Here is a 24,292-nt window from a genome sequence, read left to right as displayed (position 1 = left end):
ACGTGCGGGTTTCACGGGTTCGGCAGAGCGGTGGCAAAGGAATGTAAGAAACCGTGCGGGCGTGTCAGGGTGCGCAGACGCGGTCCGGCAGGTCACCGGGCAAGCTGCCGCGTTCGTCGGCGGTGAAGTCGCGGCCCATGACGGAACAGAGGTGACGTTGCCAGTCGTCGGGGTCGAGGCGGAGCAGGTTCACGCGGCCGCCCGCCACGGGCGAGTGCAGCACGGCCGCGCCGCCCTTGGTCGCCGCCAGGAAGCCCTGGCGATCCTTGAACTCGTACCACTCCTGGAAGCCGGGATCGTCGGCCTTGAAGAAGCGGACGGAGCTCTTGTCCGCGACGAAGAACCCCGTCCGGCCGAAGCCGCCCGCGGTCCACTTGTACGGGGTCAGCGGGCCGATGGGGCCGACCGTTCTCTTCGCGGGGCGCCCGTACGGCACCGACCACAGTTCCACCATGTTCCCCACGGTGAGCACGGCCGCGTAGCGCTCGTCCTTGAGGAAGACGGCCGCGTTGAGGTCGCGGCCGAGGCGCAGGCGAAGTCGTTCGTTCTCCTTGCCCGTGCGCAGGGCGACGGCGTGTACGTAGGGTTCCCCGTGGACCGTGACCGCCATGTATCCGGGCTCGCGGTGTCGGCCGACCAGGTAGGACGGCTTCTTCTTCGAGTTGAGGTGGAGCGAGGCCAGATCGATCGGCCGGGCCAGCCGTTCGCCCGTGCGGGCGTCCCATTGCTCGACGAGGGTGCCGGAGGTCGTGACGATCCGGTGGTCGTCGAGGAAGGGGTAGATGAGATCGGGCACGCCGTCCTGGCCCACGGGTGGCTTCGCAGTCCGGAACTCCGCGACCTTCCGCAGCGAGGGCAGGGCGCGGACGGTGATCCGGTTCAGGTCCGACACGTCCGCCATCAGTGTCTCGGTGTCGTTGGCCTCGAGCACCTGCTTGGCGTTGGGCGGCTTGGTGGTGCTGCTCCTGCGCACCTGGGCGAGGATCCGTCCGTCGGCCTTCGTCTCCATCACGCTCAGCTTGTCGGCCCTTTCGCCCTGCCGCACCACCATTTTGCCGCCGCCGTCGATGAGTTTCGGAGGACTGAAGGCGGTGACTCCGTCGTCCTCCGCCATCGCCCACCCGGTGACCGCGCGTTCGTTCTTGGCGACCACGACAGGGTGTTCCGGGGTCCCGAGCAGCGGGAGGGAGTCGACCTCTTGCAGGGAGTCGGGGCCGAAGAAGAGCTTGGGCTTCCGTTTCTGCCGGACGGAGAGCAGCTGCCACTCGCCGGTCGTACCGGGCACCGCGAAGTAGTCGCCCTTCCCGTCCACGACGATGTCCGAGCACGATGAGTAGCTCCCGCTCGTGTAGGTGCTCAGCACCCGGCCGTCCACGGTGTCGATGGCGCGATAGCGGGCCCGCTGCTCGTCCCCTTCGGAAGTCTGCCAGCAGACGACCAGCACGCTGCCGTCCGCCGAGATTCCGGATCCGAGCACGTCGGCCTTCTTGGCCAGTTCACGCGTCCTGCCGGTCCGTATGTCGACCGACACCGCCGAGGTCATCGGTTCCGCCCCGGTGCCGCGCATCGCCACCAGGGTGTTCTCGTCCGGGCCGAACCACACCCCCGAGAGCCCGGTCACCCGCTTCGGCAGCTTCCGGGACCTCCCCGTCTCCAGGTCCCACACCTGCCCCGGCCGCTTCGTGGCCGCCGCCGGGACGCCGACCAGCCGTCGCCCGTCGGGGGAGAACGACATGACCCGGGTGCCCAGCAGGTACGCGCCCTGCGAGACGTCCGTGAGCGCGTCGTGGAGCCGGTGGGCGGGTCCGACGAGCCGCTCGCGCGACGGCGTCACCTCATGCCACGTCACCACATGGCCCACGTCGTGCAGATAGGCGATCCGCCGACCGTCCCGGCTGACCACGGGTGCCAGCACGTTCGCGCCGAGACGCAGCTGCTGCTGCCTGACCGCGCCCTTGGCCGTCCGCACGAACAAGGTCGCCCTACCGCTACCGGTCGTCACCAGCGTCACACGGCCGTCCGCGCTCATGGCCGCGTCCGCGATCTCCCCCTCGAAGCCGGTCAGCGTCCACGCCATGTCCCGCATCTCGTCGTTGCGGCGCATGAGCGCGCTGCGGGCCTCCTGGGTCGGCGCGATCTTGTACGCCGCCACGGCGGCCAGCGCCCCCTGGCCTGGATTGCTGCTGTTCAGCTCGTCGGACAAGGTGGCGAGGGTACGGGAACGCCCCTCCGCCTCACGCTGCTCGCGGGCCTGCGACTCCTGGTGCAGGAACGTACCGAGCCCCGCGATCAGCGCGAGGACCAGCGCGATCGCGATCCACCCGGCGCGCACCCCGAACCGCCGCACCCGGCGCCGCCTGCGGGCCAGCGCGATGAACTCGCGCTGTGCCGCGTCCAGTTCACCTTCCCGGCCCGCGAGGCGACTCTGCAGGACGGTGAGCTGCGGCGCCCCGGGCAGCAGTGCGGCCGATCGGCCCGCCGCCGTCCAGCGCTCCCTGTCGTGGTCCAACTCGGCCCTCGCCGACAGGAATTCGGCGTCGGCCGCCGCCTGGTCCCGCAGCGTCGGCCAGTGGGTGATGAGTGCCTCGTGCGCCAGCTCGACGCTCTCCGGGCGCCCCTCTCCCCCGTCGAAGACCAGCAGGCGCCTGCGGCCGAGGGCCTGCGCCAGCGCCCAGCACGCCTCGCCCGCCTCGTCCCGCGTGAGCACGCGCCGCAGCGGTGCGTCGCCGCCCGGCAGCACCCGTACGAGTCCGGTCAGCAGCCGCCGTTCCGTCGCCGTGTCCCCGGGAGCACACCGCAGCCACGCCTCGTTGGCGTACCGCCGCAGCGCACCCGGGACCCGGCCGATCTCGTCGTACCTCTCCTCCCGCAAGCGCCCGGCGACCCGCGACTCCCACAGCTGCTCCAGCACGAAGCCGAGCAGGGGCAGATTGCCGGGCGCGCCGCCCACGTCGTCCAGGATGCGCAGGTCGAGCCCCGGGTCGTAGTCGACCGTGGGGACGCGCCGGAGCGGGGCGGTGATCACCGTGTGGAGCTGCTCGCGCGACATCGCCGTGACGGGGTGCGTCATGCCCCGGTTCAGCGCGGGGCCGAGCGCCGGATGGCTGAGCGCGGTGTCCAGGAAGTCGGCGCGCAGGGTGACGAGCACGCGCAGATCTGCCTGTTGGCGCGACGGGAACAGCAGCTCCACGACCTCGGCGATCTCGGCGGCGTCGACGAGTTCGTCCTTCGGGCGGTTCAGCAGCACCTCGGCCTGGTCGAGCACGACGAGCAGCCGCGCCGTCCTGCGCCCCGTGGCCCGCTGGAAGGCCGCGGCGAGCCCCAGCTCGCGCACCCAGGACTCGACCTGATCGGCGCCGTCCGCCCGCGCGGGACCGTACCGTCCCGATCGCACCAGCTCGTACAGCTCCGTCGCGAGACCCGCCGTCGGCGAGGTGACGTGCCCGCAGTCGATGACGAGGACCTCGTAGCCGTCCGCACGCATCATCGGCACCACTCCGGCGAGCGCGACGGACGACTTCCCGCAGCCCGAGGGCCCGCACACCGTCACGCTCGGCCGGTCGCCGCGCAGCGCGTCGGCCACGGCCGCCACGTCCTCGTCACGGCCGAAGAAGTCCTCCGCGTCGGCCTCCCGGAACGCCGAGAGGCCACGGAACGGCGAGGTCGCCTCGAAGACGCCTGCCAGCTCGGGCAGGTCCTTCACCAGCCTGCTCGTCCGCACCACGAACGCCTGCTGCGCCTCGCGCACCGGCTCGGCCGCCACCAGCAGACCGACCACCGCACCGCACGCCTCGTCCCAGACGGGGCTGCCGCTGAAGCCCCGCTCGACGTAGGTGGCCTCCCCGTCGGCCCGCGACAGCTGCACCCAGCCCCGTCCGGTGCGCCCCCGCAGCCGCCCGTCGTGCCAGATGCCGTCCGGGTGGTCTTCCGTGAATCCCACGGCGCGCGTCTCGTCGTCCCACACGGTCTCGGGGTCGGCCATGGGCACCGGACGCGCCCCCGGGAGCGGGCCGCGCAGCTCCAACAGGGCCACGTCACCGCTCTGATCACCGTTGACCGGAACCCAGCGCCGGACCGCGGCCGTCACTCCTCCCACCGCATTCCGTCCGCTTGCCGCGCCGTCGGCCAGCGGCAGCTCCACGGCGACCTCCGCGCCGGTACCGACCGGGGCGTCGCGCGGGAGGTCGAGGGCGTCGGAGACCACATGGGCGCAGGTGATCACCAGGTCCGGCGCGACGAGGAACCCGGCGCCGCCGATGGCGCCGTCGCGGCCCCTGATCCGTACGACCGCCGCCGCAAGGACCGCGTCGGGCGTCGACGTGCCCCGCGCTAAAGCGTCTCCCGCCACCGCCGACCTCCGCGTGACAGCGAACTCCGAATGGGTCAACTCACCTGTGCAGTATCCCCACTTGAGCCTCGTTCAGCACTGCGGTGCCAGGTCATGCTGACGGAGAAGTTCGCGGCCGCCGACGTACCGGCGATGACGACCTTGGCATCCGCGGACAGGGAGACGCCGAACTCCACCGTCGCCTCGTCCGGCGGGTGCGCCATCTCGCGGCAGCGGGCGACGAAGGTGTCCGCGACGGGGCGTACGACATCGAGCACCTGTCCGAGCGACTGCTCGGCCCGCGCCACGGCACGACCGCCCCTGCCGACCCGCACCAGACTCTCGTCGACTTCGTTCACCTGGACTCTGACGACGTCCTCACCGTCACCCAGCGGCACCTCGACGATGTGGAGTGGCCGACGCTCGCTCAGGGACATGGCGCTCCTTCAGCACGTGGGTGGTGCGCTGCGCTCCGCGTGGTCCTCCGGGACGGCGGAGCCGAGGTTCGCGGGTGATCGTAGCGAAGGCGACCGTCACAGCGGACCCACGCGTCCGCCGGGCATCGCCGCGACCCGCACGTCGAGCATGATGAGATGGCCACCATGAACGATCCCCACACCGACCTGCCGCTCCGCATGGAGCGCAACCTCGCCGAGCACGCCTGCCATCTGCACCGGAACCTGGCGGGCGGATCCGTCGTCGAGAGTGGTGATCTGCTGGTCGCCGACAGCGGGCTCGGGGACGACACCTTCAATATCGTCGCGGCCGCCCGCTTCGGCCCGGATACCGCCCGGGAGCGCATCGCGGAGACGGTCGGGGCGCTGGCCCGCACCGGTCGGCCCTTCTCCTGGTGGGTCGGTCCCGCGTCGGAGCCGGGGGATCTCGGTGAGCGGCTCGTGGCCGCGGGGCTCGTGGAGTCGGAGTCCGAGAGCGGCATGTGGCGGGACCTGGGCGACGCGCTGCCCGAGGCGCACGCCGACGGGCTGGACATCCGCGTGGTGACCAGCGAAGAGCAGCTCGCCGACTACGCCGGGGTGCTGGCGGCGAACTGGGACCCGCCCGCCGCGACCGTGCGTCGCTTCTTCGCCGACACCGCCCCGTGGGCCCTGGCCGCCGACTGCCCGGCCCGCTATCTCGTGGGGTACGTCGACGGCCGCCCGGTCTGCTCGGCCGAGGTGTTCCTGCACGCGGGCGTCGCGGGGCTCTACAACATCGCCACGCTCGCCGCCGAGCGCCGCCGCGGCTACGGCGGTGCCATCACCCTGGCCGCCCTGCGCACCGCGCGCGACGCGGGGTGCGCGATCTCGGTCCTCCAGGCGTCCGACGAGGGCGAACCCGTCTACCGCCGCCTCGGGTTCGCGGGCTGCGGGCGCTTCACGGAGTACGCGATCGGAGCCTGAAGGTTCGGAGCCTGAAGGTCCGGCCCGCGCCGCCTCAGTCCGTGCCCGAGATCCGGCGCCCCCGCCCGTCCGACGCGCCGGTCTCCCCGGGCGCGCGGGCGGCCGTGAGGTGGTCGAGGGTGCCGGTGAGCTGGAGCAGCCGGTCCACGCAGCGGGGGCGGTTGTCGAGCCGGAGGGCGACCCCGTGCGCGTCCGCGACGCGGCGGACCATCAGCAGGGCCGCGAGCCCCATGGAGTCGACGAACGTCAACTCGGTGAGATCCAGGCGGAGTTGCCGGACCGGGGAAGGGTTCCGGTCGATGCGTCCGTGCTCACGGGGGGCGTCGAGCTGTTCCCTGACGGCGGTGACGAGGCTTTCGGTCACCCCGTACTCCAGGCTTCCGCCGACGTGGACGGTGAGCACGCCCTGCTGGGACTCGATGCGCAAGCTGAGACGGGAGACTGGGCGGGTCATGCGTTCTCTCCGGTGTTGGGGCTCTCCTGCCGAGCGCCGACGGCATGTCGTGCGGTGTCCAGCACGCGGGTGGCGCGCGGGAAGTCGGACAGTCTGCGAGCCAGGACGTCCAGGGCGATGAGCAGGCTGTGGGCGGGTACGTGGCGTGCGGTGAGGATGTCCGCCGTCCAGTCGAGGAACCTGGTGAAGAGCTCGGCGTCGTCCAGGTACAGCGCCGTGGCCAGGTAGTCGACGATGTGGGCGATGTCCTCCGCGGTGTGCTGGCGTTGCTGCACGGTGTAACGCGCCATCGGCGGGAAGAGTTGCTCAAGTTCGTGGAGCACTTCCTTGACCAGTTCGCCGCGGGTGCGCGCGACCATCGAGTATTCCTGGTCGACGAGGTGCGGCAGGTCGTCCACGGCCTGGTGGATCGCCACCTGCGGGCGGACGGGGGCCTGTTCGAGCAGATCGGCCGCGTCCCGCGCGTCGCCCGCCCAGGCGTCGGCGCCGAGCATCTCCGCGTACCGCCCACCGGGCCCGAAGGCCGCGCCGCCGACGAGCACCGGCATGCCGACGGCCTGGCAGGCGGTCAGCGCGGCGTGCGCGAGGGGCAGGTTCGTCGGGATCGACGAGGACAGCGCCACCACGTCGGGCGCCTGCTCGTGCAGATGTCTGACCAGGTGGGGCGTAGGCGTGTGGGCGCCGAGGAAGTCGACCCGCCAGCCGCGCAGGCGCAGTACCTCGGCGAGCAGCCGGGCGGGCAGGGCGTGCCACTCGCCGTCCACACAGGCCACCGTGATCCGTCTGTTCCGCCGTTCCCCTGACGGGGGTTCGGGGGCGTGGGCGCCCGCCGTCAGCGTGATGACGCGTTCGTTGATGGCCGTCGCCGCGTGCTCCTGGGCGACGCTGATGCGGTTCGCCGCCCATTCGACGCCGACCCTGGCCTGCACGGGCGCGATGAGGTCCAGAAGGACGCTCTCGAACCCGGCGCCCGCCTCGACCGCGGCCCGCACGGTGCCGAGGGCCCCCGCCTCGTCGCCGTCGCGCACGTCGCGCCAGAGCTGGGCGCGGGCCGGTGCGAGCGTCGCGGCCGGGTCGAGCGGCCCGTCCGGCCCGTCCGGTGCGAACGGGGCCGCCCGGCCCGCCGGTCCCCGTGGAGTCTGCGTGCCGGCGGTCATCCGGTGTACCTGCCTCGGGTGTGTCCGTCCACGGCGCTGAGGTGCTGATGGCGCGGCACGGCTATGGCGACCACGGCCATGTCGTCGTGCGGTCCGCGCCCCACCCACTGCGAGGCGAGCATCTGCACCCGCTCGACGACGGCCTCGGCCAGCATCCCGAAACACTCCGAAAGCGCCCATGACAGACGCTCCTGCCCGAACATCTCCGTGCCCAGCGGCCCGCCCCTGGCCTCGACGATCCCGTCGCTGAACAGCAGGCACACCTCACCCGGCTTGAGCCTGACCCGCGCCGTGTTCGAGGTGACCTCGGGCAGGGCGCCGATCAGCGTGCCCTTCGTCTCCGCCTCCACGACACTGCCGTCCGCGCGGGCGATCAGCGGCGGCGGGTGGCCCGCGCTGGTGACGCGCAGGTCGACGCAGGTGCCGCGGCGGATCACGGAGGCGAGCGCCAGGGTGGCGAACCGGGTGTGCTGGGACCCCAGGAGCGACTCGTTGAGCAGCGCGAGCAGCCGCTGGTGGTCGTCCCCCATGGGTCGCAGCGCCTGCACCGTGTTGCGGATCTTGCCGGTGAGAGCGGCCGCTTCGAGGCCCTTGCCGCAGACGTCGCCGAGCACGACGAGCGTCTCGTCCTGCGGCGTCTGACCGGCGTGTACGTCGTAGAAGTCGCCGCCGACCTGTTCGCCCGCGCCCGCCGCGCGATATCCCCCGGCGAACTCCACGCCGTGCACCGTGTGCAGGTCGGGCGGGAGCAGGTCCCGCATGAGCGTACGGGAGATGGCGCTCTGCTCCGCGTAGAGTCGGGCGGCGGAGACCGCGGCGCCCGCGCGGGCCGCGAAGATCCGTGCGAAGACCTCCTCGGCCTCGGTGAACGCGCTGCGCTCGGTGGACCGCAGCAGCATCAGGACCCCCGCGGGCACGCCGTGGCCGGGCAGCGGGGTGATCACCACCGAGCACACGGGGCCCTCGAAGTGCGCGGGCACGGCCCAGTCCGGCAGCGAAGCGGGGTCGATCCAGCGCGAGGGCACGGGCGGGAAGCCCTGCATCGCCTCGCTGAGGCCCGGCACCTCCGCCAGGTCGAGGGTGAGATCGGCGTGCGTCACCTCGCCCTCGGGTCCGGTGTACGTCACGGGGTGGGCGCTGCCGCGGCCCGGCGCGATGACGAGGGCCGCGTCACACAGGTGGCCCGCCGCCATGGCGGCCGTCACCTCCATGCACCGCTCGACGTTGAGGGACGCCGACAGCTTCTGGGAGACGTCGGCGAGCAGCGCCGTGCGGTGGCGTTCCGCGCGCAGATCGTCCTCGGCCCTGCGCAGGGGCGTGTCCTCCGCGAGCCACCAGGCCCAGTGCCGGTCGTCGAGCCGCGCCGCGTGGGCCGCGAAGCTGCGTTCACCGATCCGCCCGCGTACGGGGTCGCGCTCCGTCCGTGCCTCGTCGGTGAGCCGGACGTGCGCGTCGGCGAGCCACTTCGGTACGGCGTCGTGGAGTTCGGTGCCGCACGCGGCGTCCGGCAGGAGGAGTCTGCCCGCCTCGTTCGCGGCCGCGACCCGGCCGACGCCGTCGGCCACGACCACGGCGTGCGGCGCGGTGGCCCAGGCGTCGGCCAGGGCCGGCGGCGCGGTGCGCGTCGTCGTGTCGGACTGTTTCGGTGCGTTCATGTCGATGGGCACGCGGTACGAACCCCTCATCCCTTCGGCATCGCGTTCAGCGGGCGTACCACGACCGTCTCCCTTCCGTACCGGTGGACGCGGAAGGATCGCGGAGGATCCACCCCATGGGTGGAGAGAACTTCGCACTGTACAACCCGCGCTTCGCGCACATCAGTTCACGTCCCGAGCATCAGGTCAGGGGCAGCGACACGGTGATGCGCTTGCCGCCGTCCCGATCCAGGACGAGGGTGACCTCGGTGGCCAGTTCGCGGATGAGCGCCCAGCCGTACCCGCCCTCGCCGCCCGCCGGCGTGGCACTGCGGCGCCGCGGCAGGTCCGACGAGCGGTCGCCCACGGTCACCCGGACCTCTCCGGCCCACGCGCCGACCTCGAACCGGGTGACGCCGCCGCCGTGTCGCGTCGCGTTGGTGAACAGCTCCGAGACGGCGATCAGGAGGTCGGCAAGGACGCGCTCGCCGAGCACGGACCCGCATCGGTCCGCCCGTTCCTGCAGCACGCGCATCACGTGTCCGCGCGCGTCGCCCGCGGTGGCCGGAAGCGGCACGGCGGCGGGCAGTTCGGCGAGCGGCCCGCACGCGCGGGTCGCGTCGGAGGGGGCATCGCAACTCTTGTGACTCACACGCAGGACTCCCTCACCGGGCCGGGGCCAGGGCCGTGTCGAGGTCCCCGGCCAACTCGAAGAACGCGGCGGTGCCCGTCACGTCGAACAGCCGGTGCACCACAGGACGGTAGGGGCCACACACCACCAATCGCTTTCCGCTCGAACGGTGTTGCCGCTGTGACTCCAGGAGGACGTGCAGCACCGAAGAGTCGCCACGCATCTTCACAGCGCTTCACCCTCCGTCATGGGCAACTCCCCTGGTGGACGAAAGAACGCCCCCTGTCGACAGTCTGAGCGATTCTCAGTACCCAGTGAAACGCGGAGCACGCATCCGCGCTCCGGGTGGTTCGAAGTGGTGGTCGGCATGGGCTAAGATTTCATCTGCCACCTCGCGCCGGAACATCCGGTCGGGGGACCGGCGTTGGTCGTCCAAGGAAAGACGCCCCGCTTCCTGTGGGGAAATGCAGGTGCAAGGCCTGCCCAGCGCTCCAGAGCTCACGACAGAGGCCCTGGACTCCACACTTCGGAGTCCGGGGCCTCTGTCGTTCCTCGCGCCATCATCCCTCCGGGGGACGACAGACATCAGAGCGCCCCGTCCGGGTATTCGGAGCCAGAACCGGACCAGGAGGAATCTGCATGAACACGTCCCTGGAAGAGCTGCTCGATCAGGTGCGCGAGCGCGGTGACTTCATCGACCGTCAGCAGGCGGCGGGTGCCGTGGAGAACGTTCTGGTCATCCTGGGTGCCCACCTGGTGGGCGACGACCGCACCGATCTGGCCCGGCTGCTTCCCCAGCAGTGCGGGGCCCTCCTCGCCGACGCGGAACCCGCGAGCGAGCCGTTGACCGCGACGGAGTTCGTCGACGCGGTGGCCTCGCGCACGGGGGACGACACGGCCGGTGCGCGCCGCACGGTCACCGCCGTACTCGGCACGCTCGCGGAGGCGGCGGACGACGCGCTGCTGCGCCGCATCCTCATCCAACTCCCGCCGGGCCACGCGGGCCTGTTCGGCTGCACCGAACCGGGCTGAGCCGCTGGGCACGGACCTACCTGGAGGCACTGATGGCACGGAGAGGTCGTTACGAGAAGACATACGAACCCAAGGAAACGCTGTCCCCGTGGGCCAGGGCGGCGACCATGCTGGTGGCCTTCGTCGGCATGGTCGCGTTCGCGGTGGTGCTCGCCCGCCTGACCCTTGAGCCGTCCGCGGCCTCCGAGGCGCTGACCCACAGCAACTTCACCCCGGGCGACTCCATCGGTGAGTACCTCGAACAGCCCGCCTTCCGCGACACCGTCAAGCAGCTCGGCGGGAACATCCTGCTCGGCGTGCCGTTCGGCCTGCTGCTGCCCGTGATACTCCCCCGCACCCGTGGTCTGGTGCGGGTCGGCGTCGCCACGGCGCTCACCATGGTGCTCGTCGAGCTGGCGCAGGGCGCGTTCGTGACCGGACGCACCTTCGACATCGACGACGTCATCCTCAACACGGCCGGGGCGCTGCTGGGTTACCTCGTCCTGGGCCGTCGGCTCGGCCGCGCCGTGCACCCCCGACGGCACCACTGGTGGCACCGCTTCACGAGGCGGAACGCGACCGACGTCTGAGCCGCCGACTCCTGAGCGGGGGCGGGCCGTCGGACCGGGGCAGGTCGTCGGCTACCGCTCGGCGGGAGTCGTCGGCCGCTCCGCCGCCGTCCCGGCCTGCTCCGTCCTGACGACCGTCGCCTCGGGCGCCGCCTCGCCGTCGGCCTTCATCGCCTTCGCCTCGCTCTTGAGGATCCGCATGGACTTGCCGAGCGAGCGTGCCGTGTCCGGCAGCTTCTTCGAGCCGAACAGCACGACGACCACGATCGCCACGACCAGCAGGTGCCACGGCTCCAGTGCGTTGCGGAGCAACCCACCCACCTCATTTCCGCCTCTTGATGGTTGCTACATTGCGCAACTGTACAACTAAGGGGCGGGTCAGTCCTCCCCTCCGCAGGAGCGATTCGAGGACGCACTCATGACGACAGGCCGACAGGAGACCCCGGCCCGCCGCAGGCGGAAGGCCCCGCCGTCCCGGCACGGCAAGAAGCGGCGCAGGAGGCTGCGGCTCGTGCTCGGCATCGCGCTGTCCCTGCTCGTGCTGGCCCTGGCCGGTGGCGGATGGATCTATCTGCGGCTCTCGGGGAACATCGAGACGTTCGGCGCCGAGGGGCTCGCCAAGAACCGTCCGGACGCCGCGTCGTCCAAGGGCGAGAACGTCCTCGTCATCGGTTCCGACGCGCGCACCGGCGGCAATTCCGCGCTCGGCGGCGGGGACAAGGAGGACATCGGGCGCTCCGACACCGCGTTCCTGCTGCACGTCTACGCCGATCACCGGCATGCCGTCGCCGTCTCCATCCCGCGCGACACCCTGGTGACCATCCCGTCGTGCAGACTCCCCGACGGGAGCTGGACGCCGGAGCGGCCCGACACGATGTTCAACGCGGCCTACTCGGTGGGCCAGACCGCCAAGGGCAATCCGGCCTGCACCCAGAACACGGTCGAGAAGCTGACCGGGCTGCGCGTCGACCACACCGTCGTCATCGACTTCAAGGGCTTCGCCGCGCTCACCGACGTCGTCGGCGGCGTCGACGTGTGCCTGCCCAAGGACGTCTACCAGGGCAATCTCAATCCGAACCGCACCACCCGCGGCAAGAAGCTGTTCAGCAAGGGCGAGCAGAGCGTGTCGGGGCAGAAGGCCCTGGACTACGTACGCATCAGGCACGGCATCGGCGACGGCTCCGACATCGGCCGCATCAAGCGCCAGCAGGCGTTCGTCTCCAGCCTGCTCAAGAAGGTGAAGGACGAGGGATTCACGCCGACCAAGCTGTTTCCGCTCGCCGAGGCGGCCACCGAGTCCATGACCGTGGACCCGGGCCTCGGCTCCGCCGACAAGCTCCTGTCGTTCGCGATGTCGCTCAAGGACATCGACCTGCACAACACCCGGTTCATCACGATCCCCTGGCGGTACGAGGGGCAGCGCGTCGCCGTCGTCCAGCCGGACGCGGACGCGCTCTGGGCCTCGCTCAAGGACGACCGCACGCTCGACGGCACCGACGCGGGCGGCGCGCACAAGGAGGCCGGGGCGAAGAAGCGGAAGCCTGCGTTGGGGGACGGGATCCGTGTCGCCGTCCAGAACGGCACCACCACCGACGGGCTCGCCGCGCGGGCCGCCAAGACCCTCACGAAGCACGACTTCACCGTCACGGCCACGACGGACGCGGCGAGCAGGGAGCACACCACCACCGAGATCCAGTACGGCCCCGGCGCGGGACAGAAGGGCCGGGCCGAGGCCCTCGCCACGCTCTTCCCCGGAGCCGAGCTGAAGCCCGCGTCCGATCTGACGCCCGACGCGGGGCTCCGGCTCGTCCTCGGCAGTTCCTACCGGGGCGAGGCTCCCTCCGACCTCACCAAGGACACCCGCTCGGCCGCCGACAACCCGTGCTCGGACCTCTCCTACGGCTGAGCCCTCCGGACGCCGACGAGCACCAGGGCGTACACCGCGAGGATCCCCGCGAGCAGCCCGTAGTACGGCAGCGGGAGCGAGGTCAGGCCGAGCGGGCCGCCCAGCGGGGTGAGCGGCAGCAGGACGCCGATCGCGGCGAGCGCGGCGGCGGCCGCGCGCAGGGGCCCCGGCGCGGGGCGCGGGCCCGTGCGCAGGAGCAGGATCACCAGGGCCTGGGCGAGCAGGTTCTCGGTGAACCAGCCGGAGTGGAAGGCGGCCGCGTCGCCCCACGCGCCCGCGGTGAGCGCGAGCGCGCCGAACGTGGCGAGGTCGGCGAGCGCGCCGAGCAGGCCGAATCCGGTGATGAACCGCAGGAAGGAGCGGGGGCGCAGGACGGTCGGGCGGCGGGTGGTGGCGGGCGCGGGGCGGTCGTGGGCGAACGCGAGCTGGGCCGCGTCGAAGCACAGGTTCTGCACCAGGACCTGGACCGGGAGCATCGGCAGGAACGGCAGGAGCAGCCCCGCGGCGAGCATCGCGATGACGTTGCCGAGGTTCGAGGACAGCGTGATCCGCAGATAGGTGGCGATGTTGCCGCTGCTGAGCCGGCCTGCGGCGATGGCGTGGCCGATCGCCGTCAGGTCCTTGTCGGCGAGCACCACGTCGGCGCTCTCGCGGGCCACCTCGACGCCGCCGCGCGGGCAGATCCCGACGTCCGCCGCGCGCAGCGCGGGCAGGTCGTTGACGCCGTCGCCGAGGAACCCCGTGGTGTGGCCGTGCCCGCGCAGGGCCGCGGTGATCCTGGCCTTGTGCTCGGGGGTGCAGCGGGCGAAGACGGTGGTGGTCGCGGCGAGTGCGGCGAGCTCCTCGTCGGCGAGCGCGTCGATGCGGTCGGCGCCCACGACCTCACCGGGGTCGAGGCCCAGGTCACGGCAGGCGCGGGCGGCGGTGGCCGGGTGGTCGCCGGTGAGGACCTTGACGGTGACGCCGCGCTCGGCGAGGCCCGCGAGGGCGTGCTCGGCGCCGGGCGCGAGCGCGTCGCGGAAGGCGACGAGGCCGCGCAGGGTCAGGCCGCGCTCGACGGCCGGGGTGTACGCGCCCGTGCGGGCGGGGCGCTCGGCGGTGGCGACGGCGATCACGCGCAGCCCGGCCTCGGCCCGGCGCCCGGCGGTGGCGAGGACCTCGGCGCGCTCGCCGTCGCTCAACGCGCAGCGTTCGACGACCGACTCCACGGCGCCCTTGACGATCAAGGTGTGTCCGCCGAGGGCGCCGGGCGTGCGGACCACGGCGGTGGACACGCGGCGTTCGGGGGTGAAGGGCAGCGCGGCCACGCCGTCGTACGCCATCGCCTCCTCGGGGTCGACGGCGTCGAGGAGCGCCTCGTCGAGGGCGTCGGGTGCGGGCAGGTCGGCGAGTTGCAGGGTCCACCAGGCGTTCGCCGCGGCCCAGCCGAGGACGTCGGGCGCGTGCCGCCCCGCGGCGTCGTAGGCCCCCGCGACCTCGGGCCTGTCCTGGGTGAGCGTGCCGGTCTTGTCCACGCACAGCACGTCGACCGCCCCGAGGTCGTGCAGGGCGGGCAGCCGTCTGACGATCACTCCATGGGTACGGGCGAGCAGCGCGGCGCCCCGTGCCAGGCAGGTGGTGACGATGACCGGGAGCATCTCGGGCGTCAGGCCGACCGCGACCGCCACGGCGAACGGCAGCGTCTCAAGGCCCCGGCCGCGCAGCGCCGCGTTCGCCATCAGGACCAGTGGCGGGGTGATCAGCATGAAGCGGATCAGGACCCAGGAGATGCCGTGCACGGAGCGGTCGAAGGCGGTCGATGCCCGTGGTCCGGGGCCGGTGTGGGCGGCGGCGAAGCGGGTGTCGGCGCCGGTGGCGACGACCACGGCGGCGGCGCTGCCGGAGGCGACGCTGCTGCCCTGGAAGCAGAGGTGCGGCGGGGTGAACGCCCCGTCGGCCGCGACCGCATCGGGGCCGGGCGGGTCGGACGCCGCCTTGGCGACCGGGGCGGATTCGCCGGTGAGCGCCGACTGGTCGACGGTGAGTCCGTGCGCGCGCAGCAGCCGTACGTCGGCGGGCACCAGGTCGCCGGGGCCGAGCCTGATCACGTCGCCGGGCACCAGTTCGTCGACGGGGGTCTCACGGGTGCGGGGCTCGGCGTCGGCCGTGTCCCTGCGCCGCACGGTGGCGGTGCTCGCGACGAGGTCGCGCAGGTGCCGCACGGCGTTCTCCGCGCGATGCTCGCCGTGCGAGCGCAGCACGCAGCTGACCGCGACGAGCGTGAGGATCACACAGGCGGTGCCCCAGGAGGCGACGGCGGCGGAGACCAGGCCGAGGACGAGCAGGACCGCGGTGAACGGGTCGCGCAGGCTGCGGAGGAGGCGGACCGGCCAGGAGACCGTGCGGTGGGCGGGCAGCGTGTTCGGGCCGTGCAGGGCGAGGCGGTCCGTGGCGTCCTGTTCGGTCAGGCCGCGCGGGGTGGTGTCCAGGGAGCGCAGGACGTGCAGGGGAGTGAGGTCGCCGGGGCCCGCGCCGGGCAGCGGGTTCTTCCGTGCCGCACGCGGTGCCAGGCGCTCAGGCACTGGTCCCGCGCAGTCGGCGCACCGGCGCGGCGTCCTGCCCCGCGCGCTCGGTGAGCTGGCCGACCATCAGCCTGACCACGGTCACGATGTCCGGGTCGTCGACGTAGTACACCTGGCGGCGGCCCTCCCTGCGGGCCCGCACCAGGCCCGCGAGCTTCAGCTTCGACAGGTGCTGGCTGACGGCGGGCAGCGCGCCGCCGACCCGCTCCGCGAGGCCCGTCACATCGCTCTCGCCCTCGGCGAGGAGCCACACGATGTGCAGCCTGGCGGGGGCGGCGAGCAGTCCGAACGCCTCGGCCGCCCGGCCGAGCACATCGCTCGACGGGCCCTCCTGCCGCTCGGCTCCCCCGGCCCGTGCCGTCACTGTCCGCTCCCGACTTCTCTGCTGTCTCTGGTGTCTCTGCTGTCCCGGTCCCGGTCCCGGTGTTCCGGCGTTTCCGCCCAAGTCTAGGGCGCGGTACGGGCCCGATCCGATGGCCGGGATCGCGTGGCCGGGAGCCGTCCTCATGATCAAAAACGTGTCGGGTTAGCATATGAGCGCCGCCTAGCTCGAAAGATAAACTCGTGACTGTCAATGACGACTCGTTCACCAACTGGAAGACCCGCGAGGAGATCGCGGAGTCGATGATCCCGCTCATCGGGAAGCTGCACCGGGAGCGGGACGTGACGATCCTGCTGCACAGCCGCTCCCTGGTGAACAAGTCTGTGGTCAGCATCCTCAAGACCCACCGCTTCGCCCGCCAGATCGCCGGCGCCGAGCTCTCGGTCACCGAGACGATGCCGTTCCTCCAGGCGCTCGTCGACCTCGACCTCGGCCCGTCCCAGATCGACCTCGGCATGCTCGCCGCGACGTACAAGGCCGACGACCGCGGCCTGTCGGTCGCGGAGTTCACCGCGGGCGCCGTCGTCGGCGCCACCGGCGAGAACAAGATCGAGCGCTGCGAGCCGCGCGACGTCGTCCTCTACGGCTTCGGCCGCATCGGCCGTCTCGTCGCCCGGCTGCTCATCGAGAAGGCCGGTTCCGGCAACGGCCTGCGGCTGCGCGCCGTCGTCGTCCGCCGGGGCGGGGAGCAGGACATCGTCAAGCGCGCCTCGCTGCTGCGCCGCGACTCCATCCACGGCCAGTTCCAGGGCACGATCACCGTCGACGAGGCGAACAGCAAGATCATCGCCAATGGCAACGAGATCAAGGTGATCTACGCGGGCGACCCGTCGGAGGTCGACTACACGGCGTACGGCATCAAGGACGCCATCCTCATCGACAACACCGGCAAGTGGCGTGACCGCGAGGGCCTCTCCCAGCACCTGCGCCCCGGCATCGACAAGGTCGTCCTCACCGCGCCCGGCAAGGGTGACGTCCCGAACATCGTGCACGGCGTCAACCACGACACGATCAAGCCGGACGAGCAGATCCTGTCCTGCGCGTCCTGCACCACCAACGCGATCGTGCCGCCGCTGAAGGCGATGGCGGACGAGTACGGGGTGCTCCGCGGGCACGTGGAGACGGTCCACTCGTTCACCAACGACCAGAACCTGCTCGACAATTACCACAAGGCCGACCGTCGCGGCCGTTCCGCGCCGCTCAACATGGTGATCACCGAGACCGGTGCCGCGTCCGCCGTCGCCAAGGCGCTGCCCGACCTCAAGGCGCCGATCACGGGCAGCTCGATCCGCGTCCCCGTCCCGGACGTCTCGATCGCGATCCTCAGCCTGCGGCTCGGCCGCGAGGCCACGCGCGACGAGGTCCTCGACTACCTGCGCGACGTCTCCCTGACCTCGCCGCTCAAGCGTCAGATCGACTTCACCAGCGCGCCGGACGCGGTCTCGAACGACTTCATCGGCTCGCGCCACGCCTCGATCGTCGACGCGGGCGCCACCAAGGTCGACGGCGACAACGCGATCCTCTACCTCTGGTACGACAACGAGTTCGGCTACTCGTGCCAGGTCATCCGGGTCGTGCAGCACGTCTCCGGCGTGGAGTACCCGACGTACCCGGCACCGGCGGTCTGATCCTCCGGTCCCGATCCTCAGCACCGGCGCGCGCTCCTCGTTGTCCGAGGGGCGCGCGCCGCGTTGTAGCTTGTGGCCCATCGTCTTCGGAGGGGCTCGGGCATGACAGAGGTGGACGTGGAACTGGTGAGGTCACTGCTGCGCGAGCGGCAGCCGGACCTCGCGGAGCTGAGCCTGCGGCTCGTCGACGGCGGCTGGGACAACCAACTGTGGCGCCTGGGCGAGGAGTTGGCGGTGCGCCTGCCGCGTACGCCGCGCGGGCCCGACCTGCTGCGCAAGGAGTACGCGTGGCTGCCCGCCCTCGCGCCTCGGCTGCCGCTCCCCGTGCCCGTGCCCGTACGGATCAGTGAGCCGTCCGCGCGCTTCCCCCAGCCGTGGACCGTCGCGGCGTGGGTGCCGGGCGAGCCCGCCGACAAGACCGTGATCAGCCGCACCGCCGACGCGGCGGGGGCCCTCGCCGACTTCCTCCGCGCGCTCCACGAGGAGGCGCCCGCCGAGGCACCCGCCAGCGCCGACCGCGGCGTTCCGCTCAAGAGCCACGCCGCCGGGTTCGATGCGGCGTTCGAGGAGATGACCGCCGCCGAGTCCCTCCCCTCCGGGGCCGTCGACACGCTCAGGGACATCTGGGAGGACGCCCTCGCGGCGCCCGCCTGGGAGGGGCCCCCGCTGTGGCTGCACGGCGACCTGCACCCCGCGAACGTGGTCGTCGCCGACGGCACGCTCGCCGGAGTGATCGACTTCGGCGAGGTCTGCGCGGGCGACCCGGCGACGGACCTCGCGTCCGCGTGGCAACTCCTCCCGGAGGGCGGCGCGGCCCCCTTCCTCACCGCCTACGCACGCGCCGACGAGGCGATGGTCCGGCGCGCCAAGGGGTGGGCCCTGCGTACTTCCCTCGGCCTGCTCAGCGTCGGACGCGCGGGCGAACGGGGTCTTCCCGGTGGCAAGACGACGTGGGGGACGGCGGGTCGGAGCACGCTGAAGAGGCTGCTGGCCTCCGTCTGACGGGGGCTCCCCCGGCCGGCCACGCCCGGTCGTCCACCGTCAGGAAGGGCTCGCCCACCACCGTCGACGGAGTCGATCCCGTGAACTCCATGACGTCCCTGTGCAGATGCGACTGGTCGAAGTAGCCACTGTCCGCCGCGACGTGGGCCGCGCCCCGGCCCTCGACCATCCGGTGCACCGCGCGGTCGAAGCGGACCAGTTTCGCCGCGCTCTTCGGTGGCATGCCCACGGACGCGTGGAACCGGGACCACAGGCGTTTGCGGCTCCAGCCGAGTTCCGCCGCCAAGCGGTCGACGCGGGCGAGGCCCCCGCTGGCCACGATCCGTTTCCAGGCCCAGGCCACCGCCGGGTCCACCGGCGGGCTCGTGGCGCGTCGGCGGGCGAGCAGCTCGTCCATGAGCGTGAAGCGGGCCTGCCACGAGGGGAGTTCGCTGAGCCGCTCGCGCGTCCGTGCCGCCTCTTTGCCCCACAGGTCGTCGAGGGAGACCGCGGCGCCGGTCAGTTCGGCGGGACCGACACCGAGGAGCGTGCCCGCGATCACGGGCGACAGGCGCACCTGCACACACTCGACCCGTTCGCCCCACGCCCGCACCACTCCCCCGGAGCCGAATCCGGGCCCGGCGACGAGACTTCCCCGGTGCAGCCGCCCCGATCCGTCCTCCACGGTGGGCTCGCCCGCGCCGAACTCCAGGATCAGCATCACGGCCGGGTGCGGAACGACCCGTAGCCCACCGGCGAGCGCCCCCGGCACCCGGAACCCCGCCATGTCGACACCGGCGACCGGGCCCGGCCGCCTCGGACGTGCGACGTCCCACGCGGCGGGATCGTCACGCGCACCGGTGGTGGACCCCATCGTCGAATGCTAAGCGGCGCCACGCGGGCCGGGGAAGGAACATTCGTCCAATCCTCGGGCGCCCGGCGCGAGTCACCGTGGGCCCATGACTCCTCATGGTGACCTCCACGTCAGGCGGGACGGCCCGCGCGACGCCCCCGCCCTCCTCCTCATCCACGGCAGCGCCACCTCAAGTCGCGCGTGGGACGCGCTCGTCCCTTTCCTTTCCGCGTCCCATCACGTCATCCGGATCGACCTGCCGGGGCACGGCCGTTCACCCGAACCCGTCGGCCGCGCCTATGCGACCCCGACCCAGGCGGCCGCCCTCGGCACCGCGCTCGACCGGCTCGGCGTCGAGCGCGTCGTCGCCGTCGGCCACTCCAGCGGCGGCTACGCCGCCACCGCCCTCGCCGAGCTGCGGCCCGGCCTGGTGTCCGCGCTCGTGCTCATCAACACCGGCCCCGCCATGGACGCCTTCACGGGACCGGAGCCCGCCCCGATCGACCCCGCGCTCTGGCCGCCGACCGACGAGCAGATCCGCGGTTTCGCGAGCACCGGATTCCGCGCGGGCTTCCAGGTCCCCCAGGAACTCGTCGAGGAACTCCGCGCGATGTCCCCCCACGCGTTCACCGCCTCGATGCGGGCGTCCACCGCGTACCTGACGGAGCAGGCGCTCCCGACCCGCCTGACGGCCGTCGGCAAGCCACTACAGGTGATCTTCGGCGACCAGGACCACAGATGGCGCCCCGCGTCCGCCGACGACTACCGCGTGGTGCCCGACGCCCGGGTGACCATGCTCCCCGGAGCCGGACACACCCCCATCCTGGAGGAGCCCGAGCGGACCGCCGCGCTCGTACTGGGCTTCACCGGGACCCACAGCGAGTCCTCTAACAAGGGCCTCGACGCACTGAGTTGAGGGTCAGTCTGGTCGACCTGCGCCGCGTCCAGGGCGCTCTCGTCGCCCTCGGCCCATGCCTCCACGATGCGGTCCCACCGGCGGATGTTCAGGGTGCGGAACTCCAGGACGCGGCGTCGACGTGTTCGAGGTTCTTCCGCGAGGGGCCGCGCCTGCCCTTGAGCCACGCCTTGAGCGTACGGTCGGTGATGGTGAGTCCGGTCATCGCGCGCGGCGGCGCGGGCGTGCTCGGAGCGGGTCAGGTAGCGCAGCCGCGCCATGAGGCCGCGCCGCGCGGAAGTACGCGTACTTGTGCCGGACCTCCCCCGTCGGCTCGCGGCCCGACTCCCAGCCGCCGACCGTGGTCGGGCTGACGCCGATGGCCCTGGCGACCTGTGCCTGCGACAGGTGCAGGGCCTCGCGCAGTGCGCGGCGTTCGGCGACGGGCGGGAGTTCCGTCTCGGGGCCGCTGGCGGCCAGCAGCGCGTCGATGGCGTCGAAGTCACTCACCGGCAGCACGTGCACGCAGGTGGCGGATTACGCATGTCTTCTGCGTGTCGCGCACCTCGGAGGCGCACCTGGGGGCGGAGGGTCCGGCCCGGGGTAGGGCCGGTTATCGGCCTGGCGGTCATGTGGAGCCGGGCGTAGAGAAAGGAGTTCACCCCTCGGGAGGCCGCATGGACAGGACCACGGACAAGCCCATGGACAGGACCATGGACAAGGGAACGTTCCGGGACAGGTTCAAGAATCAGGCCGTGGTGGTCTCCGGGCTGCCGCGCGGCACAGGGCGGAGCCTCGCCGAGCGGGCCAACGCGGCGGCGGGACCCGGCGACGCCGCGCTGCGCACGAAGGCCGAGTTCGGTGTGCTGTTCGACCTGTTGCTCGCCGAGCAGGGCGACGTGGCGGGCGCCGAGGGCAAGCTCGTGCTCCAGGACGCGCAGGGGCGGCCCACCGGGATCGGGCAGCTCGTCCAGGCGTACCTCGACGCCGCGCAGGACAAGAAGGAGTTCTTCGCCCACGGCCTGTACCGGGTCGGGGTCACCGGGTGGCCGCCCGGCCTGCTGACCGCCGACGAGGTGATCGTGGCGCCGCCCGGGGCCCGGCTGACGATCGCCAGGAGCGAGGACCCGGACGCGGAACTCCTGTCGACGTCGGCGTTCTCACTCGTCAACAGCGGCAACATGACCGCCCACGCGCCCAAGCGGTCGTGGAAGATCGACCTGGAGATCGGGACCGGCGAGGACCGGCTGCACGGCATGGAGCGGATCAACCTCAAGGCGATGTACAACGACCCGTCGCAGATGCGGGAGGCCGTGGCCTGGCGGCTCCTGGAGCGGGCCGGGATCCCGGCGGCGCAGCACACGTACGCGACGCTCTCCCTCAACGACCGCTACATGGGCCTGTTCTCGGTGATCGAGCAGGTCGACAAGAAGTTCCTCAAGGACCAGTTCGGCAAGAACGCGGAGGGCAACCTCTACAAGGCGTACTACGGCGACGTCGGCGCGGCGACCCTGGAACACCGCGCCGGCACGGACGGCTCGGACGGCGGCCGCCAGTACTTCACCACCGGCAGCCTGGAGGACGACCGCACCTACCGCCTCAAGACGAACGAGGACGACCCGACCGCCAACACCTACGACGACCTGGCCGTGCTCGTCAGGGCCGTCAACGGGGTCGGCCTGCCGGGCGGCGAGAGCCGGTTCGCCTCCGACGCCTTCCGGTCCTCGGTCGAGGGCGTCATGAACGTCCGGGCGTTCCTGCGCTGGGCCGGGGCCAACGTGCTGCTCGGCAGCTGGGACAACTACTTCGCCACCCCGGCGAACTACTACCTCTACAACTCGGGGCGGCTCGGGGACCCTTCGGGCTTCGTCGACCGCCCGTACTTCACCTTCGTCCCCTGGGACTACGACAACAGCTCGGGCATCGACTTCTTCGCCACCCAGTGGCAGTACACGGACCTGCTCGACTGGCCCGCGATGAGCCGCAACTACTGCCGGATCACGCACGCCCCGCACGAGACGTCGCACCTGCCGCTCTTCACCAACCTGCTGCGGCACCACGACTTCTGCCAGTACTACCTGGACCACCTGGAGTTCCTGCTCGACACCGAGTTCGGCCCCGAGCGGGTGGCCGAGCTGATCGGCGCGGAGGGCTCGGGCCGCACCGACGGCCTGTGGCAGCTCATCTCGGACGCGGCGTACGCGGAGTCCGACAGCCCGCACGGAAAGCCCTTCACCGGGCGGCAGTTCACCAACGACGAGGTGTACAGGGCCGCGTACCGGCAGTGGGAGCTGAGCCGGGTCTCGCAGTTCACGTACGGGATCTTCCACTACACGCGGATGCGCTACGACAGCGCGCGGCAGCAGCTCGCCGAGCTGCGCAAGACCTATCCCAACGGCGCGAGCGGCGCCGTCTTCCCCGGCGTCCTGGAGGTGCTGCCGTCATGACCACGGCCAAGAAGCAGAAGACGAAGGCCGGGTCGGCCAAGGTGTCGGCCGAGCTGCGCCTCCTGAAGGAGGCGAAGATCAAGGACCTGATCGGCGACGCCGCGGGCGACCGCCTGGAGGCCAGCGGCGTGCTCTACCGCGACGGCGTCTTCCTCGTCGTCTGCGACAACCTGCCCTTCTTCCTGCGGATCGGCGGCGAACTGTCGCCCAAGGCCCCGGAGAACGGCGCGCTCGGCACCGAGCGAGGCAAGGCCACGAAGAAGAAGGGGAAGAAGGACAGCCAGAAGGAGGCAGCGGCCGAGGTCGAGGGGTACGAGGATCTGGCGTACGACCCGTCGGGCGAGCGCCACTTCGCGCTGAGCGAGGCCGTCCCCGTCGCACCCGAGGGGTTCCGCGCCCGGGTCCACGAGTACGACGCCCGGCTGCGCCCGCGCGGCTCCGCGACGCTCGACTTCGCGCTGTCCGACGCCAACAAGGGCCTGGAGGGCCTGGAGTGGGTGGAGCGGGACGGCACCGGGTACCTGCTCGGGCTCTGCGAGGGCAACCGCTGTACGGGCGGCAAGGAGGGACGCAAGCCGGGCGGCGGCCGCATCCAGGTCTTCCGGCGCGGCGCCGAGCAGTGGGACCGCACGGACACCATCCGGCTGCCCGCTTCCCTGCCCTTCGAGGACTACAGCAGCGTCTCGGTGCGCGACGGCAGGATCGCCGTGCTCTCGCAGGCGTCGTCGGCGCTGTGGGTGGGTCGCCTGTCGCCCAGGAAGTGGCAGGTGGACGAGGGGACGGTCTACGCGTTGCCGACGGACGACAAGGGCCGCACCGTCTACGGCACGGCGGAGGGCGTGTCCTGGATCTCGCGGGACCACGTCGTGGTGGTGTCGGACCGGGCGAAGAAGGGCCGGGCGAACGACCACTACCGCGCGAAGGACCAGTCGATCCACGTGTTCCTGATCCCCTCCGGGGGCTGACGACCCCTCACTGAACGGCAGGTGGACCGGTAGGCCGGTGGACCGAAGGGCCGGTGACGGGCGCGATGCCGCTCGTCACCGGCCCGTTCCGTGCGGACACCTCGGCGTTCGATGACCGTGCCGGGTCGCGGCACGCGCGCTGGCCGGATCGCCGCCGCGCAGGGGGAATCAACCGGCCGGTAGGTGAGGCGGTAAGAGGCCGGTCAGGAACCCTCCGATTCGATCGTGACAATGGCAGGAAACGGGTTGCGTGCGGCCACGCCCGTTCGCTGCCCTGCCCGTTCGCCTTTTCGCCGTGCACATGCCGGAGGCACGGTGTCCGAAAACGATGGAGGCCGTCTGGAACCTCGTATATCTGTGGTTACACCTGGGACTGCTGTTGATTGACGAACCATCAGATGGTCCGCGCCTTTTTTCGGACAGTCCCTTGAGTTTCGATTTCTCGTTGAATCGGCAGCGCCTACGGTTGTCGCTGTGGGGGCACAGACCGT

The 24,292-nt window shown here is 71.9% G+C and carries 20 protein-coding genes and 2 pseudogenes; 9 read left to right on the top strand and 13 right to left on the bottom strand.

The window, feature by feature from the left end; genetic code table 11:
* Window positions 1-64: 64 nt before the first annotated feature.
* Together KY5_RS32630 and KY5_RS32625 are read right to left on the bottom strand one after the other, a co-directional pair.
* Window positions 65-4,348, bottom strand: coding sequence for a serine protease (locus KY5_RS32630; RefSeq protein WP_098245574.1), 4,284 nt, complete (start codon window positions 4,346-4,348; stop codon window positions 65-67).
* A gap of 35 nt (window positions 4,349-4,383) precedes the next feature.
* Entirely contained in the window at window positions 4,384-4,764 is a 381-nt protein-coding gene (locus tag KY5_RS32625; RefSeq protein ID WP_098245573.1) for a CU044_2847 family protein, read from the bottom strand.
* Window positions 4,765-4,962: 198 nt separating this feature from the next.
* Between KY5_RS32625 and KY5_RS32620 the strand changes: the two genes are divergently transcribed.
* The gene (locus KY5_RS32620; protein WP_098247616.1) at window positions 4,963-5,727 is read left to right on the top strand and encodes a GNAT family N-acetyltransferase; all 765 of its coding nucleotides are present in this window, start codon (window positions 4,963-4,965) and stop codon (window positions 5,725-5,727) included.
* A gap of 34 nt (window positions 5,728-5,761) precedes the next feature.
* Here KY5_RS32620 and KY5_RS32615 read toward each other — a convergent pair whose 3' ends face one another.
* The 5 genes from KY5_RS32615 to KY5_RS41945 form a co-directional block, all read right to left on the bottom strand.
* On the bottom strand, window positions 5,762-6,181 hold the full coding sequence (locus KY5_RS32615) for an STAS domain-containing protein (protein ID WP_098245572.1): 420 nt from the start codon (window positions 6,179-6,181) through the stop codon (window positions 5,762-5,764).
* On the bottom strand, window positions 6,178-7,338 hold the full coding sequence (locus KY5_RS32610) for a cobalamin B12-binding domain-containing protein (protein WP_098245571.1): 1,161 nt from the start codon (window positions 7,336-7,338) through the stop codon (window positions 6,178-6,180). The genes KY5_RS32615 and KY5_RS32610 overlap by 4 nt, the downstream gene beginning before the upstream one ends.
* Complete coding sequence (locus KY5_RS32605) at window positions 7,335-8,993, bottom strand: PP2C family protein-serine/threonine phosphatase (RefSeq protein WP_098247615.1); 1,659 nt, start codon at window positions 8,991-8,993, stop codon at window positions 7,335-7,337. Before KY5_RS32605 ends, KY5_RS32610 begins: the two co-directional genes overlap by 4 nt.
* A gap of 181 nt (window positions 8,994-9,174) precedes the next feature.
* On the bottom strand, window positions 9,175-9,624 hold the full coding sequence (locus KY5_RS32600) for an ATP-binding protein (protein ID WP_234362966.1): 450 nt from the start codon (window positions 9,622-9,624) through the stop codon (window positions 9,175-9,177).
* A 13-nt stretch (window positions 9,625-9,637) separates the two neighbouring features.
* Window positions 9,638-9,832 (bottom strand): hypothetical protein, encoded by a 195-nt coding sequence (locus KY5_RS41945; protein ID WP_159072645.1) that lies wholly within the window; start codon window positions 9,830-9,832, stop codon window positions 9,638-9,640.
* 410 nt (window positions 9,833-10,242) lie between these two features.
* Between KY5_RS41945 and KY5_RS32595 the strand changes: the two genes are divergently transcribed.
* Entirely contained in the window at window positions 10,243-10,635 is a 393-nt protein-coding gene (locus KY5_RS32595) for a DUF2267 domain-containing protein (RefSeq protein WP_098245570.1), read from the top strand.
* A 32-nt stretch (window positions 10,636-10,667) separates the two neighbouring features.
* Window positions 10,668-11,204, top strand: coding sequence for a VanZ family protein (locus KY5_RS32590; RefSeq protein ID WP_234362965.1), 537 nt, complete (start codon window positions 10,668-10,670; stop codon window positions 11,202-11,204).
* 51 nt (window positions 11,205-11,255) lie between these two features.
* On the opposite strand, the gene tatA is transcribed toward KY5_RS32590, so the two are convergent.
* Window positions 11,256-11,495 (bottom strand): Sec-independent protein translocase subunit TatA, encoded by a 240-nt coding sequence (gene tatA, locus KY5_RS32585; RefSeq protein WP_098245568.1) that lies wholly within the window; start codon window positions 11,493-11,495, stop codon window positions 11,256-11,258.
* A 106-nt stretch (window positions 11,496-11,601) separates the two neighbouring features.
* Here tatA and KY5_RS32580 point away from each other — a divergent pair, with 106 nt between their 5' ends.
* Complete coding sequence (locus KY5_RS32580; protein WP_098245567.1) at window positions 11,602-13,089, top strand: LCP family protein; 1,488 nt, start codon at window positions 11,602-11,604, stop codon at window positions 13,087-13,089.
* Here the strand turns inward: KY5_RS32580 and mgtA are convergent.
* Window positions 13,080-15,650 carry a magnesium-translocating P-type ATPase gene (gene mgtA / locus KY5_RS32575; RefSeq protein ID WP_418952835.1) on the bottom strand — a complete coding sequence of 857 codons (2,571 nt, stop codon included), beginning with the start codon at window positions 15,648-15,650 and terminating at the stop codon, window positions 13,080-13,082. The two genes, KY5_RS32580 and mgtA, sit on opposite strands and share 10 nt — an antisense overlap.
* Complete coding sequence (locus KY5_RS32570; RefSeq protein ID WP_234362964.1) at window positions 15,643-16,014, bottom strand: ArsR/SmtB family transcription factor; 372 nt, start codon at window positions 16,012-16,014, stop codon at window positions 15,643-15,645. Before KY5_RS32570 ends, mgtA begins: the two co-directional genes overlap by 8 nt.
* A gap of 200 nt (window positions 16,015-16,214) precedes the next feature.
* Between KY5_RS32570 and KY5_RS32565 the strand changes: the two genes are divergently transcribed.
* Window positions 16,215-17,660, top strand: coding sequence for a glyceraldehyde-3-phosphate dehydrogenase (locus tag KY5_RS32565; RefSeq protein WP_098245565.1), 1,446 nt, complete (start codon window positions 16,215-16,217; stop codon window positions 17,658-17,660).
* Between the two features lie 102 nt (window positions 17,661-17,762).
* Window positions 17,763-18,662 carry an aminoglycoside phosphotransferase family protein gene (locus tag KY5_RS32560; RefSeq protein WP_098245564.1) on the top strand — a complete coding sequence of 300 codons (900 nt, stop codon included), beginning with the start codon at window positions 17,763-17,765 and terminating at the stop codon, window positions 18,660-18,662.
* On the opposite strand, the gene KY5_RS32555 is transcribed toward KY5_RS32560, so the two are convergent.
* Window positions 18,562-19,428 (bottom strand): helix-turn-helix domain-containing protein, encoded by an 867-nt coding sequence (locus KY5_RS32555; RefSeq protein ID WP_098247612.1) that lies wholly within the window; start codon window positions 19,426-19,428, stop codon window positions 18,562-18,564. The two genes, KY5_RS32560 and KY5_RS32555, sit on opposite strands and share 101 nt — an antisense overlap.
* Window positions 19,429-19,600: 172 nt before the next feature.
* Here KY5_RS32555 and KY5_RS32550 point away from each other — a divergent pair, with 172 nt between their 5' ends.
* Window positions 19,601-20,410 (top strand): alpha/beta fold hydrolase, encoded by an 810-nt coding sequence (locus KY5_RS32550; protein WP_098245563.1) that lies wholly within the window; start codon window positions 19,601-19,603, stop codon window positions 20,408-20,410.
* An 8-nt stretch (window positions 20,411-20,418) separates the two neighbouring features.
* Here the strand turns inward: KY5_RS32550 and KY5_RS42765 are convergent.
* Together KY5_RS42765 and KY5_RS43285 are read right to left on the bottom strand one after the other, a co-directional pair.
* Window positions 20,419-20,700: pseudogene (locus KY5_RS42765) on the bottom strand (transcriptional regulator); the annotation flags it as partial.
* A gap of 61 nt (window positions 20,701-20,761) precedes the next feature.
* A pseudogene (locus KY5_RS43285) lies at window positions 20,762-20,899 on the bottom strand (hypothetical protein); the annotation flags it as partial.
* Between the two features lie 167 nt (window positions 20,900-21,066).
* Between KY5_RS43285 and KY5_RS32540 the strand changes: the two are divergent.
* Both KY5_RS32540 and KY5_RS32535 read left to right on the top strand, forming a co-directional pair.
* The gene (locus KY5_RS32540; RefSeq protein ID WP_098245562.1) at window positions 21,067-22,836 is read left to right on the top strand and encodes a CotH kinase family protein; all 1,770 of its coding nucleotides are present in this window, start codon (window positions 21,067-21,069) and stop codon (window positions 22,834-22,836) included.
* On the top strand, window positions 22,833-23,801 hold the full coding sequence (locus tag KY5_RS32535; protein ID WP_098245561.1) for a hypothetical protein: 969 nt from the start codon (window positions 22,833-22,835) through the stop codon (window positions 23,799-23,801). Before KY5_RS32540 ends, KY5_RS32535 begins: the two co-directional genes overlap by 4 nt.
* Window positions 23,802-24,292: the final 491 nt, after the last annotated feature.

The sequence above is a fragment of the Streptomyces formicae genome (genome assembly GCF_002556545.1).
In the GTDB taxonomy this organism is placed as follows: domain Bacteria; phylum Actinomycetota; class Actinomycetes; order Streptomycetales; family Streptomycetaceae; genus Streptomyces; species Streptomyces formicae_A.
This window is presented reverse-complemented; position numbering and strand designations above follow the sequence as displayed.